This window comes from Actinocatenispora thailandica (genome assembly GCF_016865425.1).
Lineage (GTDB): Bacteria > Actinomycetota > Actinomycetes > Mycobacteriales > Micromonosporaceae > Actinocatenispora > Actinocatenispora thailandica.
This window is the reverse complement of record NZ_AP023355.1, coordinates 1,383,359-1,400,581: the sequence shown is the minus strand read 5'-3', so window position 1 is coordinate 1,400,581 and position 17,223 is coordinate 1,383,359. Positions and strand designations below refer to the sequence as shown.

General features: G+C 72.2%; 15 protein-coding genes. 5 read left to right on the top strand and 10 right to left on the bottom strand.

Features of this window, described 5'->3' with window-relative positions; translation table 11 throughout:
• Positions 1 to 95: 95 nt before the first annotated feature.
• Positions 96 to 2,033, top strand: a complete 1,938-nt coding sequence (locus Athai_RS06270; protein ID WP_203960605.1) for a putative Ig domain-containing protein — start codon at positions 96 to 98, stop codon at positions 2,031 to 2,033.
• 398 nt (positions 2,034 to 2,431) lie between these two features.
• Here Athai_RS06270 and Athai_RS06265 read toward each other — a convergent pair whose 3' ends face one another.
• Both Athai_RS06265 and Athai_RS06260 read right to left on the bottom strand, forming a co-directional pair.
• A complete protein-coding gene (locus tag Athai_RS06265; protein ID WP_203960604.1) occupies positions 2,432 to 3,001 on the bottom strand; it encodes a methyltransferase domain-containing protein in 570 nt (189 codons plus the stop codon).
• Positions 2,905 to 3,297 (bottom strand): class I SAM-dependent methyltransferase, encoded by a 393-nt coding sequence (locus Athai_RS06260; protein WP_203960603.1) that lies wholly within the window; start codon positions 3,295 to 3,297, stop codon positions 2,905 to 2,907. The genes Athai_RS06265 and Athai_RS06260 overlap by 97 nt, the downstream gene beginning before the upstream one ends.
• A 161-nt stretch (positions 3,298 to 3,458) precedes the next feature.
• Between Athai_RS06260 and Athai_RS06255 the strand changes: the two genes are divergently transcribed.
• Positions 3,459 to 5,630, top strand: a complete 2,172-nt coding sequence (locus Athai_RS06255) for an NEW3 domain-containing protein (RefSeq protein WP_203960602.1) — start codon at positions 3,459 to 3,461, stop codon at positions 5,628 to 5,630.
• 61 nt (positions 5,631 to 5,691) lie between these two features.
• On the opposite strand, the gene Athai_RS06250 is transcribed toward Athai_RS06255, so the two are convergent.
• Entirely contained in the window at positions 5,692 to 6,642 is a 951-nt protein-coding gene (locus Athai_RS06250) for a helix-turn-helix transcriptional regulator (protein ID WP_203960601.1), read from the bottom strand.
• Positions 6,643 to 6,766: 124 nt separating this feature from the next.
• The gene (locus Athai_RS06245; protein ID WP_203960600.1) at positions 6,767 to 7,639 is read right to left on the bottom strand and encodes a GNAT family N-acetyltransferase; all 873 of its coding nucleotides are present in this window, start codon (positions 7,637 to 7,639) and stop codon (positions 6,767 to 6,769) included.
• Positions 7,640 to 7,732: 93 nt separating this feature from the next.
• On the opposite strand from Athai_RS06245, the gene Athai_RS06240 reads away from it, so the two are divergent.
• Positions 7,733 to 8,524, top strand: a complete 792-nt coding sequence (locus Athai_RS06240) for a DeoR/GlpR family DNA-binding transcription regulator (protein ID WP_203960599.1) — start codon at positions 7,733 to 7,735, stop codon at positions 8,522 to 8,524.
• A gap of 67 nt (positions 8,525 to 8,591) precedes the next feature.
• Here the strand turns inward: Athai_RS06240 and Athai_RS06235 are convergent, their stop codons facing one another.
• From Athai_RS06235 to Athai_RS06210, 6 genes are read right to left on the bottom strand one after another with little or no spacing between them, the layout of a single operon-like run.
• On the bottom strand, positions 8,592 to 9,680 hold the full coding sequence (locus Athai_RS06235) for an ABC transporter ATP-binding protein (RefSeq protein WP_203960598.1): 1,089 nt from the start codon (positions 9,678 to 9,680) through the stop codon (positions 8,592 to 8,594).
• Positions 9,673 to 10,767 (bottom strand): ABC transporter ATP-binding protein, encoded by a 1,095-nt coding sequence (locus Athai_RS06230; RefSeq protein WP_203960597.1) that lies wholly within the window; start codon positions 10,765 to 10,767, stop codon positions 9,673 to 9,675. Before Athai_RS06230 ends, Athai_RS06235 begins: the two co-directional genes overlap by 8 nt.
• Positions 10,767 to 11,636, bottom strand: a complete 870-nt coding sequence (locus Athai_RS06225) for a carbohydrate ABC transporter permease (protein ID WP_203960596.1) — start codon at positions 11,634 to 11,636, stop codon at positions 10,767 to 10,769. The genes Athai_RS06230 and Athai_RS06225 overlap by 1 nt, the downstream gene beginning before the upstream one ends.
• Positions 11,636 to 12,577 (bottom strand): carbohydrate ABC transporter permease, encoded by a 942-nt coding sequence (locus Athai_RS06220; RefSeq protein ID WP_203960595.1) that lies wholly within the window; start codon positions 12,575 to 12,577, stop codon positions 11,636 to 11,638. Before Athai_RS06220 ends, Athai_RS06225 begins: the two co-directional genes overlap by 1 nt.
• Before the next feature lie 13 nt (positions 12,578 to 12,590).
• A complete protein-coding gene (locus tag Athai_RS06215; protein WP_203960594.1) occupies positions 12,591 to 14,021 on the bottom strand; it encodes an ABC transporter substrate-binding protein in 1,431 nt (476 codons plus the stop codon).
• The gene (locus Athai_RS06210) at positions 14,021 to 14,683 is read right to left on the bottom strand and encodes a histidine phosphatase family protein (protein ID WP_203960593.1); all 663 of its coding nucleotides are present in this window, start codon (positions 14,681 to 14,683) and stop codon (positions 14,021 to 14,023) included. The genes Athai_RS06215 and Athai_RS06210 overlap by 1 nt, the downstream gene beginning before the upstream one ends.
• 223 nt (positions 14,684 to 14,906) lie before the next feature.
• On the opposite strand from Athai_RS06210, the gene Athai_RS06205 reads away from it, so the two are divergent.
• Positions 14,907 to 16,385 carry a xylulokinase gene (locus Athai_RS06205; RefSeq protein WP_338028175.1) on the top strand — a complete coding sequence of 493 codons (1,479 nt, stop codon included), beginning with the start codon at positions 14,907 to 14,909 and terminating at the stop codon, positions 16,383 to 16,385.
• Positions 16,382 to 17,182 (top strand): class II aldolase/adducin family protein, encoded by an 801-nt coding sequence (locus Athai_RS06200; protein ID WP_203960591.1) that lies wholly within the window; start codon positions 16,382 to 16,384, stop codon positions 17,180 to 17,182. Before Athai_RS06205 ends, Athai_RS06200 begins: the two co-directional genes overlap by 4 nt.
• Positions 17,183 to 17,223 lie beyond the last annotated feature (41 nt).

The window sequence follows — 17,223 nt, the reverse complement described above, 5'->3', positions numbered from 1 at the left end:
TCCGCACCGGTCGCCGGGGCCCGCCTGGGCGCCGGCACCTGATTCCCACCGCCGATGCCGCTCGGCATCGGCCTGCCCCAGCGAGAGGAAGCACCATGGGTGTTCCCCTGCGCCGAGCCATGGTCGTCTCGGTCGCCGCGTTGTCGGCCGCCGCACTGACCTCACTCGGCCTCGCCCAGTCCGCCTGGGCCGCACCGGCAAGCAGCACGACCACCGGCGTCGAGCGGGTCTGCGCCACGCCGGCCGCACCGCACACCATGTCCTGCATGGCGCTGCGTCGCACCGGCATGCACCCGGACGTGCCGTCCGGGTACGGCCCGTCGGACCTGGACAGCGCCTACAGCCTGCCGGCCAACGGTGGCGCGGGCGCCACCATCGCCATCGTCGACGCGTACGACGACCCGAACGCCGCCAGCGACCTGGCCGCGTACCGGTCGGCGTTCGGGCTGCCGGCGCTGACCTCGGGCCAGTTCCGCAAGGTCAACCAGAACGGGCAGACCAGCCCGCTGCCGACCGCGGACTCCGGCTGGGCGGGCGAGATCTCGCTCGACCTGGACATGGTGTCCGCGGTCGCGCCGAAGGCCAACATCATCCTGGTGGAGGCCGACTCGGCGAGCGACACCGCGCTGTACACCGCGGAGGACGAGGCGGTGGCGCTCGGCGCCAAGTACGTCTCGAACTCGTGGGGTGGTGGCGAGTCGTCCGGCCAGACCTCGGACGACCAGCACTTCAACCACCCCGGGGTGGCGATCACGGTCAGCGCCGGCGACAGCGGCTACGGCGCCGAGTACCCGGCCACGTCGAAGTACGTGACCGCGGTCGGCGGCACCTCGCTGACCCAGACCTCCAGCGGCTGGTCGGAGAAGGTGTGGAACACCAACTCCACCGAGGGCACCGGCTCCGGCTGCTCGGCCTACGACGGCAAGCCCAGCTGGCAGACGGTGTCCACCGGCTGCTCGAACCGGGCCGAGGCGGACGTGTCGGCGGTGGCCGACCCGGCCACCGGCGTCGCGGTGTACCAGACCTACGGCGGCTCGGGCTGGGCGGTCTACGGCGGCACCAGCGCGTCGGCCCCGATCATCGCCAGCGTGTACGCGCTGGCCGGCACGCCGGGCGCCAGCGACTACCCGGCGAGCTACCCCTACTCGCACGCGTCGAACCTGAACGACGTGACGAGCGGCAGCAACGGTTCCTGCTCGACCGCGAAGTGGTGCACCGCCGGTACCGGCTGGGACGGCCCGACGGGTCTCGGCACGCCGAACGGGACCGCCGCGTTCGCCGCCGGTGGCACCACGCCGCCCGGTGACGTGTCGGTGGCCAACCCGGGCAACCAGAGCAACAAGGTCGGCGACTCGGTCAGCCTGCAGCTGTCCGCGTCGGGCGGCACCGCGCCGTACACCTGGTCGGTGACCGGGCTGCCGGCCGGCCTGTCCGCCTCGTCGTCCGGCAAGATCACCGGTAGCCCGACCACGGCCGGTACCTCGACCGTGAAGGCCACCGCGACCGACGCCGCCGGCAAGACCGGCAGCGCGTCGTTCTCCTGGGCGATCACCACCGGCGGTGGCGGCGGCACCTGCGGCAGCCAGCTGCTGGGCAACCCGGGCTTCGAGACCGGCTCGGCGTCGCCGTGGTCGGCCTCGTCCGGCGTGGTGTCGTCCAACGCCGACGGCGGCGTCGCGCACACCGGTAGCTACTACGCCTGGCTGGACGGCTACGGCTCGTCGCACACCGACACGCTGAGCCAGACGGTCCAGGTGCCGTCCGGCTGCAACACGGTGTCGTTCTCCTTCTACGTCTACATCGACACGCAGGAGTCCGGCTCCACGCCGTACGACACGTTGACCGTCAAGGCCAACTCGACCACGGTCGCGACGTACTCGAACGCCAACGCCAGCGGCGGCTACGTGAAGAAGTCGTTCACCCTGACCGGCGCGTCCGGCCAGTCGGTGAAGATCTCGTTCACCGGCACCGAGGACTCGTACCTGGCCACCTCGTTCCTGATCGACGACGTGGCGTTCACCACCGCGTCGTAGGGCTGTCTCGAGGTCCCCGGCCGAGCGAGGCGAGTCCCGTTTGTTCGGTCGCAAGGCGGAGGGCAGTTCGTGTGCCGGGCTTGCACACGGGCTGACCGACAACGCCGCGAGCGGGCGAACGGGGCCGCCGCAGCCGGCACGCGGACTTCGAGACAGGCCTTGGATCCGCTCCCCCGGCGGCGGGGCGTCCGCATCGCGGGCGCCCCGCCGTTTCGTGCCCGGCCAGCGCGGGCGGCTCGGCGACTCAGCGCCGGGCGGCCCGACGCCGCGCAGCTCAGCGGCGGGCAGCTCGAGCGGCCGGCGGCTCGACGCCGGGCGGCTCGACGCCGGGCGGCTGCTCAGCGGCCGGCGGCTCGACGCCGGGCGGCTCGACGCCGGGCGGCTCGACGGCGGGCGGCTCAGCGGCGGGCGACCAGGAACCGGCCGAGCGCCGGCAGGCTGCCGTCGGCGAGCCGGCGCGCCTCGGTGTCCCGGACCCGGCGGGCGACGTCGTTCGCGACCGGGGTGTCGGCGAGCCGCTGCGCGACCATCCGCCACAGCCCGATCGTCGGCTCGTCGGTGACGGTCAGCCCGGCGGCGCGCAGCGCCGCGACGATGTCGGTACCGGTGTGCAGCGGCCGGTGCTCCGCCTCCTCCGCCGACTCCTGCCCGGTCGGTACGAAGTTGCGCTGCCAGCGTTGCCACGGGTCGGCCGGTTGCGGCTCGTCGTCGTCCTCGTCGGCGGTCTCGGCGACCCCGGCGGCGGCAAGCAGGTCGATCGCGTCGTACAGGAACCGCGCTGCCGCCTCGTTCGCCCGCTCCCGGGCGAACTCCTCCAGCACCAGCACGCCGGACGGCGTGAGCAGGCCCAGCGCGTGCTCGATCGCGCCGGTCAGGTCCTCGATGTGGTGCAGCGAGCGGGTGAACAGCACCGCGTCGTAGCGCCCGGGCGCCTGGTGGTCGCCGAGCTGGGTGGTGACCACGTCCACCCCCGCTTCGCCGCGATGGCGGCCGACTCCGGGTCCGGTTCGACCGCGGTGACCTGGTAGCCGGCCTCGACCAGGGCCGCGGACAGCGCACCGAGCCCGGCGCCGACCTCGCAGATCGCCGCCGGTGGCTCGGGAAGTACCGGCCGCAGCAGCGCCATGGTGTCCGGCACCGCGAGTGCGGTCAGGTCGATGTAGGCCGGGATGAACCGATGGTGCCCGCCGCCGTGCCCGTGATGGTGGGGGTGACCGCCGGGTGCGTGCGGGGTGCCGGTACCGCCGTGCTGGTGAGCGTTCATGGCCGCATTCTGCCTGCCGGGCGCGCCCCCGGGCGGGGGGCTTCCCGGCATTGGCCCGAGAGTGGTCGCGGCCTTGACATCGGAGCTTTGTTTGCGCAATTGTGCTCAATCATTGCCTGAAGCAACCAGCTTTGGGCAGTCTGCGTGGCAAGGAGCAACCCATGCGTTCTCTCGCACGCGTCCGGAGACCTCGGCTGTTGGCCATCCTGAGCGCGGTGGTGCTCGCCGCCGGCTCACTGGTCGGCGCCGCCGCACCGGCGTCCGCCGCACCCGCGCCGCAGACCACCCCGCACGCCACCAACGGCGACGACCTCGCACCGACCCCGCCGATGGGCTTCAACGACTGGGCCGGGTTCGAGTGCAACGACGCGATGAACGAGCAGCTGTTCGTCGACACCGCCGACGAGATCGTCCGGCTCGGCCTGGACAAGCTCGGCTACCACTACGTCAACATCGACGACTGCTGGATGCAGCACGACCGGGACGCCGACGGCCACCTGCAGATCGACCGGACCCGGTTCCCGCACGGGCTCAAGTGGCTCGGTGACTACATCCACTCCAAGGGCCTCAAGTTCGGCATCTACGAGGACGCCGGGTACAAGACGTGCCAGGGCGCGGCCGGCAGCTACGGCCACTTCCAGACCGACGCCGACGACTACGCCTCCTGGGGCGTGGACTACCTGAAGCTCGACTACTGCTACCAGCCGACCGACCAGTTCCCCGGCAAGTCGGCCGCCGAGGTGGCGCACCTCGTCTACCACGAGGCCAGCCAGGCGCTCGCGAACACCGGGCGCAAGATCGTGTTCAGCGAGTCGGCCCCGGCGTACGTCTGCTGCTCCGGGCCGAACTTCACCGACGAGCTGGGCTGGCTCGCCGACGAGGGTCAGCTGTGGCGGTACGGCTCCGACATCGCCGACAACTGGGACTCGGTGCTGGAGAACTACGCCGAGGGCAACAGCCCCGGCCTCGCCGCCTACGCCGGGCCCAACCACTGGAACGACGCCGACATGCTGGAGGTCGGCAACGGCGGCATGACCACCAACGAGTACCAGGCGCAGATGTCGGTGTGGTCGGTGATGGCCTCGCCGCTGCTGTTCTCCACCGCGTTGAAGGGCGCCTCGGCCGACACGATCCGGATCCTGTCGAACGCCGACGTCGTGGCCGTCGACCAGGACCGGCTCGGCGTGCAGGGCACCATCGTCAAGTCCACCGGCGACGTGGACATCCTGTCCCGACCGCTGGCCAACGGCGACCGGGCCGTGGTGCTGTTCAACAAGGGGGCGAGCGAGCAGACCGCGTCGGTGACCGCGGCGCAGGCCGGCTTCACCGGGCACGCCCGCAGCTACCGGCTCACCGACCTGTGGTCCAAGCAGATCACCTCGACCGCCGGCACGATCGCCGCCTCGGTACCGGGCCACTCGGCGACCCTGTACCGGGTGCATCGCAACGCTTCCCCGGGCATCCCGCCGGCCACCGTGGTCGGCGTCGACGGGCACGGGTACGCCGCGGGCACCAGCACGCCGACCACCGTGACCCTGACCAACCACGGCACCAGCGCGATCAGCGACGCCACGGTGCGGCTGAAGGTACCGGCCGGCTGGACCGCCACCCGCACCGACCGGCGACCGGCCCGGGCCGTACCGCCGGGCGGGACGCTGACCGCGCACTACGACGTCACGCCGAACACCCCGCCGCCGGGCGCGATGCTGCACCTGACCGGCAGCGCCGGCTACCGCTGGCACGGTACGCGACACGGCGTCTCCGGCGGGCTCGACTACGCTTCGCCGACGCCGTACCCGAGCATCGACGCGGCGGCGAACAACGTCGGCGTCACCGACGAGTCGAACCCGGCGCCCGGCAACTTCGACGGCGGCGGCAACAGCTACTCGGCGCAGGCGCTCGCCGCGGCCGGCCTGACCCCGGGTGCCAGCCTGACGCACGACGGGCTGACGTTCCGGTGGCCGTCCGCCGCGGCCGGGACGCCGGACAACGTGGCCGGCGGCTCCCGCAAGGTGGCCGTGAGCGGGACCGGCACGCTCGGCTTCCTCGGCGCCGAGGCCGGCTTCGACACCGGCACCGTGACGATCACGTTCACCGACGGAACCACCCGGCAGGCCGACCTGTCGTTCCCGAACTGGTGTTGCAGCGACACGACCGGCTACGACATCGTGGCCACCGCCGATCACCGCAACACCCAGTCCGGGCCGGCCAACTTCGGCGTGCAGTACCGGATCTTCTACCTCGGGGTGGCGCTGCCACCGGACAAGACGGTCGCCAGCGTGACGCTGCCGGCGCAGTCCTCGATCCACGTGTTCGCGGTCGCCGCCGGCTGACCGGTCGAGCACTCGCCGGGCAGGGGATCGGTACGGGCCCCCTGCCCGGCCGCTGCACCGTCTACTGTGGACGGTCGGCGGAGTAGGACACCGGGTCACCGAACCCGAGCGCGTCGATGCCGTACTCGTGCAGCGCGCCGACCGCGAGCGTCCGCCGGTACGCGGAGAAGTTCAGCACGTGCGCGATCATCTCCCCGTAGCTGAAGGTACGGGGCGGGTCGCAGGTGACGTCGATGAAGGTGGTGTCCTCCTCACCGCGGGCCCGGATCCCGTTCGCCAGCTCCAGGAACGCCGGCCCGGCCACCGCGTACCGGCGGCGCAGCGCCGGCAGCGTGCGCTCGGAGTCCGGCAACCGGGAGCCGAGCGGGTCACCGCCCGGCGGCCGGCTGCCCTGCACCGCCGCGGTCCACCGCTCCTTCGTCGACACCAGGGTGTGCAGCAGACCGCGCAGCCCGTCGCCGGCGTCCAGCGCGTCGATGCTCATCGTGATCGGCCGGTCCAGCACCTCGTCCGGCAGCCTCTCGGCGTGCCGCAGAATCTCGCCGACCAGCCAGTTGTCGTGGGCCAGGATCGTACTGGTGACGTCCATGCCGGACCTCCTCGGGTCGCCGGGCACCCGCAGGTTGCCCGGAGGATGGAAGTGGATGCCGTTGGGGGCGGGCAGCTGCACCCGGCTGCCGGGGTCGCCGTGCAGCGCCGACGGTGGCCGCCCGTACGCCCGGCCGAACGCCCGGGTGAACGCCTCCGGCGAGCCGTACCCGGCGCGGTAGGCCACGTCGGTGACCGCCGCGCCGTCGCGCAGCTCGCAGGCGGCCCGCTCCAGCAGCAGCCGCCGCCGGAACCCGCCCGGTGGTTCCCCGATCGCGGCCGACACCAACCGGTCGAAGTGGTACCGGGACAGGTACGCGCGGGCCGCGAGCGCCGCGCCGTCCGTCTCGTCCGGTGCCCGGTCCGCGACGCTGTCGACGATCACGTCGAGCAGCTCGCGCAGCCGGTCCCGTTCCGCATCCATGGGTTCATCATCGGCGCCGCCCGGTGCCCGCCGCCTGATCCTGCTTGCGGTTCCGCCGCACGGCCGCCCGGTTCGTACCCGGATCCGCCCGGACCGCCCGACCCCGCCATCGACGGCGGAACCGTCAGGCGGTGAAGCGCCACTGGCCGGCGTCGGCCACCGGGTGGTAGCCGATCCGCTGGTAGATCGCGTTCGAGGTCGGGTTGGCCAGGTCGGTGAACAGCGTGCAGGCCGACGCACCGGCGTCCAGCGCCGCCTGGCTGGTCGCCGCGACCAGCGCGCTGGCGTACCCGCGGCCGCGCCGCTCCGGTGCCGTGTACACGGCGCTGACCCGTACCACGCCCGCCGCGGGCGGGGAGATCCAGTTCATCGCGACGGGCGGCGAACCGGCACCGGGCACCGGGTCGCCGGCCGGACGCTCGTCGTCGGTCCAGACCCATAGCAGTCCGGCCGCGATCCGTTCCGCCAGCCGGGGATCCGGCACCGGGGCACCTGTCTCGGCCGCGAACGCGGACACCCACCCGGACAGCAGCGGAATCTCCGCCGGTACCGCCGGCCGCGCCGCGCCGGGCACCCCGGTCGGCGGGGTCACCGCGTCGAGCCGGTACATCCGTTGCGCCATCCACAGCTGCGACCGTGCCCCGGTGGCCGCCACGTAGCGGGCGACGAACGGGTCACCGGCCGCCCGCGGGCCACCGACACCGGTCAACCGGCCGGGCCGGGCCACGCACCAGTCGGCGACCGCCTCGGCCGCCGCCGCCGGCATCGCGGCGAGCAGCAGCGGGTACGGCGGGGTCCGCAGCGCCACTCCGAGCAGCGTGCCGTCGTCCGCGCAGACCCGCAGCCACCAGGCGTCCGGCTCGACCGGTACGGTGCCGTCGACGCGCTGTGCGAGCAGTGACGCCGGCATCGCGTGCAGCACCGGGTCGGCGCCGAGCCAGCTCGCCACCCGGCGCTGGTAGGCCAGCACGTCCCCGTCCTCGTACACCCGCGTCATGCCACCAGCCTGCCCGGTCCGGCCCGGTGTCGCCACCGCGATACGCAACTCCCCGTCCGGCCCGGTCCGATCCGATCGACGTAGAATTCCGGCGTGACGGACGGGGACAACGGTCGGGTGGCACCGCTGGAGCGGCGTGAGCAGATCCGGCGGCAGATCCTGGCGGACGGGTTCGCGCGGGTCGACGACATGGCCCGGACCTACGGCGTCAGCGTGATGACCGTGCATCGCGATCTGGACGCGCTGGTCACCGAGGGGTGGCTGATCAAGCTGCGCGGCGGCGCCACCGCGAACCCGTCGGCGCTGTTGACGGCCAGCGTGCCGGACCGGACCAAGGCGATGCGCCGGGAGAAGGCGGCGATCGCGGCGGCCGCGGCGGCGGAGATCCATCAGGGCCAGACGATCTTCCTGGACGACAGCACGACGGCGATGGCGTTGGCGCCGCACCTGATCGAGCGTGCGCCGTTGACCGTCGCGACGAACTTCCTGCCGGTCGTGGCGCGGCTCGGCGAAGTGTCCAGTGTGGACCTGATCGTGCTGGGCGGCAAGTACCAACGGATCCAGGACGGCTGCTACGGCGTGCAGACCATCGACGCGATCCGGGAGCTGCACGCCGACGTGCTGTTCATGTCGACCACCGCGGTGCTCGACGGTGCCTGCTACCACCGGTCGGAGGCGACGCTGATGGTGCGCCGGTCGATGATCGAACACGCGGCGCGCACCGTGCTGATGATCGACCACGCCAAGTTCGGCCGTCCGGCGCCGCACCTGCTGGGCCGGTTGGACGACTTCGACCTGCTGGTCACCGACGCCGGGCTGGACGACGACGACCAGGCCGACGTGCGGCAGCACGACATCGAGCTGGTGGTCGCCGACCCCGTCTGATCCGCCGGTCAGCGCAGACGGTGCTGCCTCCCGGGCGTCCCGGGAGGCAGCTCACCGGAGGCGGCGGTCAGCGGACCCGGTCGCCGGACCCCTGGTCGAACAGGTAGACCCGCTCGGGCGGCGCGGCGATCCGCACCGTCTCACCGGTGGCCCACACGGTGTCCGAACCGGTCTGCGCCAGCAGCGGCGCGGCGATGCCCGCCACGTCCAGCGTGCCCAGGCCGTACTCCAGCAGGTTTTCGAACACCCGCACGGTGCAGGTCAGGCCGGAGCCGTCGGCGGCCGTGACGCAGTCCTGCGGGCGCAGGCCGACGGTCACCTTCGCGCCGTCGGTGGCGTGCCGGGCCGAGGTGGCGAGGAAACCGGCCTGGCCCAGGTGCACCACGGTGCCGGCGGACCGCTGTTCGACCACCCCGTCCACCAGGTTCATCGGCGGCTCACCGACGAAGTCGGCGACGAACCGGTTCGCCGGGTCGTCGTAGATCTCGTCCGGGGTGCCGAACTGCTGGATCACGCCCGCGTCCATCACGGCCATCCGGTCGGCCAGGCTCAGCGCCTCCAACTGGTCGTGGGTGACCACGATCGTGGTGTACCCGAACTCGCGTTGCAGGGTGCGCAGCTCGCGCCGCACCCGCTGCCGTGCGGACGCGTCCAGGTGCGACAGCGGCTCGTCCAGCAGCAGTACCGGTGGCTGGCGGATCAGCGCGCGAGCCAGCGCCACCCGCTGCTTCTGCCCGCTGGAGAGCCCGGACGGCCGCATCGGCAGCAGTTCGGTCATCTCCAGCCGGGCGGCGAGCGTGTCGACCTGCGCGTCGGCATCCCGCACCTTGCGTGCCTTCAGCCCGTACGCGAGGTTTTCCCGCACCGTCAACGGCGGGTACAGCGCGTAGCTTTCGAACCCGACGCCCAGGTTCCGCTTGCCCGGTGGCAGGTCCGGTACGGACCGGCCGCCGATGCGGATGTCGCCGGAGGTCACCGTCTCCAGTCCGGCGATCATCCGCAGCGTGGTCGTCTTGCCACAGCCGGACGGCCCGAGCAGGGCGACCAGCTCGCCGGCCGAGACGTCCAGGTCGATGCCGCGCACCGCCTCGAACGGCTCCCGGCCGCGGGTGCGGTAGGTCTTGCGCAACTGGTCGAGCACCAGGCTGTCAGGCATCACGGTCCTCCTTGCCGGCCACGGATCCCCAGCGGGTGTCGTCGACGAACACGTGCACCTCGGCCGGTGGTACGCACAGCGTCACGTCGGCGCCCTCGGCCGGTGCCACGGCACTGGCCACCACCGCCACCAGGTCGGTGTCGTGACTGCGCACGGTCAGCTCGATGACCCGGCCGAGCCGCTCGGCCAGCCGTACGCTGCCGCGCACGGTCACCGCGCCGTCCCGGTCGCCGACGGTCAGCGCCCGCGGCCGGATGCCGAGCAGCACCGGGCCGCGCTCCAGCCCGGCCGGTGCGGCCATGTCCAGGGCACCGTCGGCGGTGCGGATCCGCCCGCCGTCCACGGTCGCCGGCAGCAGCATCATCTCGGGCTGGCCGAGCGCGCGGGCCACGAACGTGTCGCTCGGCCGGGACCAGATCTGTGCCGCGGTACCGACCTGCACCACCTGGCCGGCCCGCAGCACCGCGATCCGGTCGCCGAGCGCCAGCGCCTCCTGGTAGTCGTGCGTGACGTACAGGGTGGTGGTCGAGGACATCGCACCCAGCTGCTTGAGCTCGGCGCGCATCGCCGCGCGCAGTTTGGCGTCCAGGTGCGACAGCGGCTCGTCCAGCAGGTACGCGCCGGCCGGCCGCACCAGCACCCGGCCCAGCGCGACCCGCTGCCGCTGCCCGTTGGACAGCTCCCGGGGGAAGCGCGAGCGCAGGTGCGCGATGCCGAGCGTCTCGGTCACCTCGCGGATCCGCTCGTCCTGCTCGGCCCGCGAGTACGTGCCGGTACGGCCGGACCGCAGCGGCGAGGCGAGGTTGTCGTGCACGGTCTTCTGCGGGTAGAGCGCGTAGCTCTCGAACGCCATCGCGACGTTGCGCCGGTACGGCTCGACGCCGGCCATGTCGGTCCCGCCGATGTGCACGCTGCCGTCGTCGATCGGCTCCAGCCCGGCGACCGACTTCAGCGTGGTCGTCTTGCCGGCGCCGGACGGGCCGAGGATGACGAAGAACTCGCCGTCGCCCACCGACAGGGACAGCTCGGTCAGCGCCCGGGTCTTGCCGTACGACTTGGTGACGCCGTCCAGGGTGAGACTTGCCATCAGGATTTCACCGCCCCGAAGGAGAGCCCGCGGACCAGGTACCGCTGGATGCACAGCGCCAGCACGAGCGGCGGCAGCACACCGAGCAGGGCCGCCGCGGCGGTCAGGTTGTAGTACGCCTGGCCGCCGCCACCGAGGAACTTGGTCACCGCGACGGTGACCGTGGTGGCGTTCGAGTCGGTCAGGATCAACGGGAAGATGTAGTTGTTCCAGGCGAAGATGAAAGCCAGCAGCGCCGCCGCCGCGATGCCGGGCCGCACCAGCGGCAACGCCACCGAGAAGAACGCCCGGATCCGGGTGTAGCCGTCCAGCAGCGCGGCCTGTTCCAGCTCCGGCGCCAGGTCCTGGAAGTACGACCGGAGAATCCACACCACCAGCGGCATCGTGACCAGTTGCAGCACCCAGATCAGCCCGACCGTGGTGTCGAACAGGTGCAGGTAGTGGTAGATGACGAACAGCGGCACGATGACCATCAGCTCCGGCGCGAACCGGAACGACAGCATGTTGAACATCAGCGACTCGGCGCCGCGGAACTTCCACCGCCCGGCCGCGTACGCCGCCGGGATGCCCACCACCAGCGACACCGCGGTCGCCCCGGCGCAGGCCAGCACGCTGGTCAGCACCGCGGACTTGAAGTCGACGCTGGTCAGCTGCTCACCCTTGGATCCCAGTACGGTCAGGTAGTTGGTCCAGGTGGGCGTGAAGCCGAAGTAGGTCGACGTCTGCTGCACGTTGTTCTTCAACGACAGCAGGAACATCCACACGATCGGGAACAACGCGAAGATGAACCACAGTACGGTGACGGTGTCGGCGACGACGCCGCCGGCGCTGACCCGCTTCTGCCCGGGCATGAGCTCGCGTCGGGCCATCATCCCTCCGTTCCGGCGGCGCGCTTCTGCGCCTTCGTCAACACACCGACCAGGAACCGCGCGGCGATGAACACCAGTACCCACAGCAGGAACATGTACGTGCTGCCGCGCGAGTAGTTGAAGTGGGTGATCGAGTCCTCGAACGCGTTGATCTGCAACGTGGTCGTCACGGTGCCGGGGCCGCCGGCGGTCAGCGCGTAGATGATGTCGAAGATCTTCAGGCAGTCCATCAGCCGGAAGATGACCGCGACCAGGATGTACGGATAGATCATCGGCAGCATCAGCCGGCGGAACATGTACCACCAGCTCGCGCCGTCCACATCGGACGCCTCGAACGGTTCGGCCGGCAGCGAGCGGATCCCCGCCAGCACCAGCACCGCGACGAACGGCGTGTACACCCAGACGTCGACGAGGATCGCCGAGTACAGCGCGTGGTCCTTGCTCAACCAGTTGAACGTGTGGCCGAGACCGAGCACGTGGTTGAGGATGCCGAAGTTCGCGTCGAACATCAGCTTCCACATCGTCGCGGCGATGACCGGGGCGATCATCAGCGGCAGGATCAGTACCTTCTCGAAGATCCGGCCGATCAGGGTGGACCGGTTGAGCAGCAGGGCCACGCCGACGCCGAGCACCGTCTCGACCGCGGTGGCGATCAGCGCGTACTCGACCGTCACACCGACCGAGCGCCACAGCCCGCCGTCGCTCAACACGTCGGCGAAGTTGCGGAACCAGACCAGCTTGACGTGTGTGTTGCCGGCCGAGTAGTCCAGCAACGAGTAGTACGCGCCGGACAGGAACGGGTAGAGGATGCCCACCACGACGGCGAGCGCCGGGATGGACAGCAGGTAGGGGCGCGCTCCGCGGCGCCACGCCGGTACGCGCGGTGGCTCCGCGGGTTCGGTGGCCTCGCGCGTCGGCGCCGTCTCGTCAGCCAGAGTCATCGCAGCGCTCCCGTCAGCCCTTGACGGCCTTGTTCGCCGCGGCGGCCACCTTGTCCAGGGTGGACTGCGCGTCGGCCCCGCTGTACATCTGCTGCAGGCCGACCGCCCAGTTCTCGGCCACGTCGAAGAACTGCTTCTCCGGCGTGAACTGGATCTTCGTCGACCCGATGACCTTCTCGAAGGTCTCCAGGTAGCCGGGGAAGCCGCCGAGCGTCTGCTTGAACGTCTGGTCGAACACCGACTGCCGGGTCGGGTCGGCGAACGCGCCCTGCTTGACCGCCTTCGACATCGCCTGCTTGCCGGTCGCCCACTGGATGAACAGCCAGGCGGCCAGCTTGTGCTTGGACGCCGAGTTCATCGCCAGCGACCAGGTCCACAGGTTCGTGGCGTAGCTGCCGTCCTTACCGGCCGGCCCCGGGTGCCAACCGAGGTGGCCGGCCTCCTTGCTGGCGCCGGGCTTGTTCTTCGGGTACGTCGCCGAGTCCGCGTCGTACACCATCGCGGCCACGCCGTTGCCGAGGTCGGTGGTGCACTGTGGATAGTCGTAGGTGGGCCAGGCACTCGGCCCGCTGGCCTTGGCCAGGTCCACCCACTTCTTCGTGAACTCGACCGCGACCGGCGAGTTCATCGTCGCCTTGAGGCGCCCGTCGTGTACCTCGAAGTCCTTGCCGCCCTCCCGGGTGAACTGCGTCATGAACCCGGGATGCACGGTGGCCCAGGACTTCGAGCCGCGGAACGCGATCCCGTACCGGTTGTTCTTCCGGTCGGTCAGGTCGTGCGCCAGGCCGATCAGGTCGTCGAAGGTGTCCGCCGGCTTGATCCCCCGCTTGTCGAACAACGTCTTGTTGTAGGCGATGACGTTGGTCTCGAACCCCCACGGGATCGCCCACTGGCCGCCGAACCCGAGCGGCGAACCGGTCTTGAAGTCCCACCGGGTCGAGGTCCGCAACCCTTCGAAGATGTCCTCGAAGTCGTAGTCGGCGCTGGTCGCGGACGAGTTCTGCACCCACGGGTACAGGTCCTCCATCCAGCCGGGTGGCCCGTACTGCCAGATGAAGTACGCCCCGGTCATGAACACGTCGTGGGTACCGGCACCGCCGGACAGTTCGGTGTTGAGCTTGGTGAAGTAGTCCGCCTCGGCCACCAGCTCCGGCACCACGGTGATGCCGGTCAGCTCGGTGAACTCCTTCAACAGCGGCGCGAAGCTCTTCTGGTACGGATGCGGCGTCTGCAGGATGCGGATCGTGGTGCCCTTGGCGCGCTTCCAGTCGAACGCGCCGGTCACCTCGTTGGCCGCGCTCCCGGCGCCGGTGCCGGTACTGCCGGCGCTCTCCACGACGCAGCCGGTCAGCGCGGGTGCGGCGGCAGCCGCGACGCCGGCCGCGCCTAGGCCGCGCAGCAGCGACCGCCGGCTCACGCCGGCCGTACGGGGTTGTGGTGCCATCAGGTCCTCCTGGTCGTGGGAGTCGCGACCGGCGCCGCATCGGGCCGCCCGGCGGCGGACAGGGGTACGTTCCAGCTTTCGATCGCGGCGACGCCGGCACCGTCGGCGGCCAGCGCGATCGTGCTCAGCGCACCGTTGTCGAGCCGAGGGAAGACCTCGCGGTACCGGCCCGCCGGCAGACCGAGCAGGGTGCACAGGGCCAGCCGCAGCAACGTGTTGTGCGCGACGACGAGCACGCGGCCACCGGGCCGGGCGGCCGCGATCTCGCGCAGCGCGGCGGCGCCGCGGCGGGCCGCGTCCTCCGGCGGCTCCGAGCCCGGGAACGGGTGCGCCGCCGGGTCGGCCCGGAACGCCTCGACCAGTGCCGGGGCCAGCTCGTCGAGCGTCCGCCCCTCCGCGATGCCGAAGTCGACCTCGCGCAGGTCCGGCACGGTGTGTACGGGCAGGCCGGTGGCCACGGCGACCGGTGCGATCGTCTCCCGGGCCCGGCGTACCGGTGAGGCGTACAGGGCGTCCGGCCGGTGTTGCCGGCACCAGTCACCCAGCGCCACCGCCTGGCGGTGGCCGGCGTCGGTGAGATCGACGTCGCTGACCCCCGCATACCGGTTCTCACCGTGCCAGGTGGTCTGGCCGTGCCGGGACAGGATCAGGCGGGTGCGCACGGAGCTCCTTCATGTCGGTCGGATGACGCGGCGGTTACTGGACGGTGCGATGGTCGAATCTCACACACGGCATGTGATGTTGTCCAGCCCCGCAGCCGAAGATCTTGACAATCAACCGCGGTACCCGACCCGCGGTGACCGGCAATCACGCCGCACAGCACCACTTGAGCTCCGAAGCCGCACGGGTTACGGTGCCTGAGAAATCGCACACGAGCTGCGATAAATTTGGAGGTGCCCGCTGACCACGATCGGCATCGACGTCGGTACCACCGGGCTCAAGGCGGTGGCTGTCGACGACGCCGGCGGACTGCTGCGCGACGCGACCGTCCGGTACCCGACCGCGCTGGCCGGGCTCGGCGCCGCCCAGGACGCCGGCGCCTGGTGGGACGCCGCGCGCACCGCGCTGCGCCGGATCGTGACGCCCGGCGAGCCGATCGCCGGCGTCGCGGTCACCAGCCAGGGCCCGACGCTGGTACCGGTCGACGCGGCCGGCGACCCGCTCGGCCCGGCGCTGACCTGGGCCGACCGGCGGGCCACCGCGGAGTCCGCCGCGCTCGCCGCCGCGGTACCGGCCGGCCGCAACGGCACCGACCCGTACTTCGGCACCGCCAAGCTGCTCTGGTGGGCCCGGCACGGCGGCCTCGACGGCGCCCACGCGGTGCTGTGCGCCAACTCGTTCGTGGTCGCGAAGCTGACCGGCGTGTTCAGCTTCGAGGAGAGCACCGCGTCGTTCTTCACCGGTTGGGACGACGACTTCGACCCGGCGGTGGCCGCGCTCGGCGTCCCGGTGGGGCTGCTCGGCGACCCGCTGCGCTGCACCGACATCGTCGGTACCGTCGGCGCGGGCGCGGCGGCGGCCACCGGGCTGCCGGCCGGTACCCCGGTGGCCGCCGGCGCGATCGACGCGGTCGGCGCGGCGCTGGAGGCCGGTCTGCTGCTGCCCGGCGACGGGGTCGCCGAGATGACCGGCTTCTCCACCGTGTCGCTGCGGCCGATGCCGCGCGGCACCCGGGTGGCCGACATGATCCACGTCCGGCACTGCGTACCCGACACCGACCTGCTGCTGACCGCGCAGGTCAGCACCGGCGCACTGGTCGACTGGGTGGCCCGGCTGACCGGGTACGACTCGGCCGCGGTGCTCGACGCCGAGATCCCGGCGGCACGGCCGGGCCGGCTCGCGCTGCTGCCGTCGCTGCTCGGCGAACGTACCCCGGTGTGGGACCCGGCCGCGCGCGGCGCGATCGCCGGGCTCGACCTCGACGTGACCGCCGGCGACCTGCTGCTCGCCGCGTACGAGGGGGCCGCGCTGGCGCTGCGGGCCGACCTGGCGGCGGTCGCCCGGGTACTGCCCGACGACGGGCCGCTGCGCGCGCTCGGCGGCGGTGCCCGCTCCCGGCACTGGCCGCAGGTCAAGGCCGACGTGCTGGGCCGGGACGTGGTCGTACCGGTCGCCGGGCACGGCGCGGCACACGGCGCGGCGCTGCTGGCCGGCGTCGCGGTCGGCGTCTGGCCGGACTTCGCCGCCGTCGCGCCGACCGGGCGCCGGATCGCCGCCACCTTCCACCCCGATCCGGACCGGCACGCCGCCTACACCGAACGGCTACCGGCGGTGCTGGCGCTGCGTGACCATCTCGCCGGACCGGCCGGCCTGACCGCGACCCTGCGCCGGACCGCGGCCGTACCACCGAGGAGGAGCACGTGAGCGCCGACCCGACGCATCGCATCCCGACGGCGTTGCTCGACCTGTCCCACCGGCTGGCCGATCCGGCGGCCGATCTGGTCATTCTGGGCGAGGGCAACACATCGGCCGATCTGGGCGACGGCAGCTTCGCGGTGAAGGCGAGCGGCGTGCCACTGGCCGCCACCACCGCCGACAGCTTCGTCCGGATGGGCACCGACGAGGTGCTGGCGGTCATCGACGACGAGTCGCTCGATCCGCGCGACGGTACCGCCGTCGGGGCGCGGCTGCGGGCGGCCGGCGCGCGGCCACCGGAGCACGGCGAACCGGCCAGGACGCCGTCGATCGAGACGATGCTGCACGCGCTCGGCATCGCGCTGTGCGGCGCGAGCTACGTCGGGCACACCCACCCGACGGCGGTCAACGCGCTGCTGTGCTCCGACGCCGCCGGCGAGTTGGTCGCCGGGCACCTGTTCCCGGACCAGGTTGTGGTGTGCGGCCGGCACGCGCTGCTGGTGCCGTACGCCGAGCCGGGGCTGGCGCTCGGCCGGGCGGTGCGCGACGGGCTGCGCGCCCACCTGGACGCGCACGGCACCGCACCGAAGCTGATCTATCTCGGCAACCACGGCATCGTGGCGCTCGGCGACACCGCCGACGAGGTACACCGGGTGACCGCGATGTCGGTCAAGGCGGCCCGGATCCTCTCCGGCGTGCTCGCCGTCGGCCGCCCCGCGTACCTGCCGGCCGCCTCCGCCGACGACCTGGACGCCCGGCCGGACGAGCACCACCGCCGCCGCGTCCTCGCGAACGGTGCCCCGTGACCGGCACCGTACCGAGTCCTCGCGAACGGCACGCCGTGGCC

Excerpts from the sequence above, each read along its gene's own strand:
- Athai_RS06255 (WP_203960602.1), top strand. The coding sequence starts at position 3,459 with ATGCGTTCTCTCGCACGCGTCCGGAGACCTCGGCTGTTGGCCATCCTG.
- Athai_RS06215 (WP_203960594.1), bottom strand. The coding sequence starts at position 14,021 with ATGGCACCACAACCCCGTACGGCCGGCGTGAGCCGGCGGTCGCTGCTG.
- Athai_RS06220 (WP_203960595.1), bottom strand. The coding sequence starts at position 12,577 with ATGACTCTGGCTGACGAGACGGCGCCGACGCGCGAGGCCACCGAACCC.
- Athai_RS06260 (WP_203960603.1), bottom strand. The coding sequence starts at position 3,297 with ATGAACGCTCACCAGCACGGCGGTACCGGCACCCCGCACGCACCCGGC.
- Athai_RS06245 (WP_203960600.1), bottom strand. The coding sequence starts at position 7,639 with ATGACGCGGGTGTACGAGGACGGGGACGTGCTGGCCTACCAGCGCCGG.
- Athai_RS06270 (WP_203960605.1), top strand. The coding sequence starts at position 96 with ATGGGTGTTCCCCTGCGCCGAGCCATGGTCGTCTCGGTCGCCGCGTTG.
- Athai_RS06235 (WP_203960598.1), bottom strand. The coding sequence starts at position 9,680 with ATGCCTGACAGCCTGGTGCTCGACCAGTTGCGCAAGACCTACCGCACC.
- Athai_RS06230 (WP_203960597.1), bottom strand. The coding sequence starts at position 10,767 with ATGGCAAGTCTCACCCTGGACGGCGTCACCAAGTCGTACGGCAAGACC.
- Athai_RS06250 (WP_203960601.1), bottom strand. The coding sequence starts at position 6,642 with ATGGATGCGGAACGGGACCGGCTGCGCGAGCTGCTCGACGTGATCGTC.
- Athai_RS06225 (WP_203960596.1), bottom strand. The coding sequence starts at position 11,636 with ATGGCCCGACGCGAGCTCATGCCCGGGCAGAAGCGGGTCAGCGCCGGC.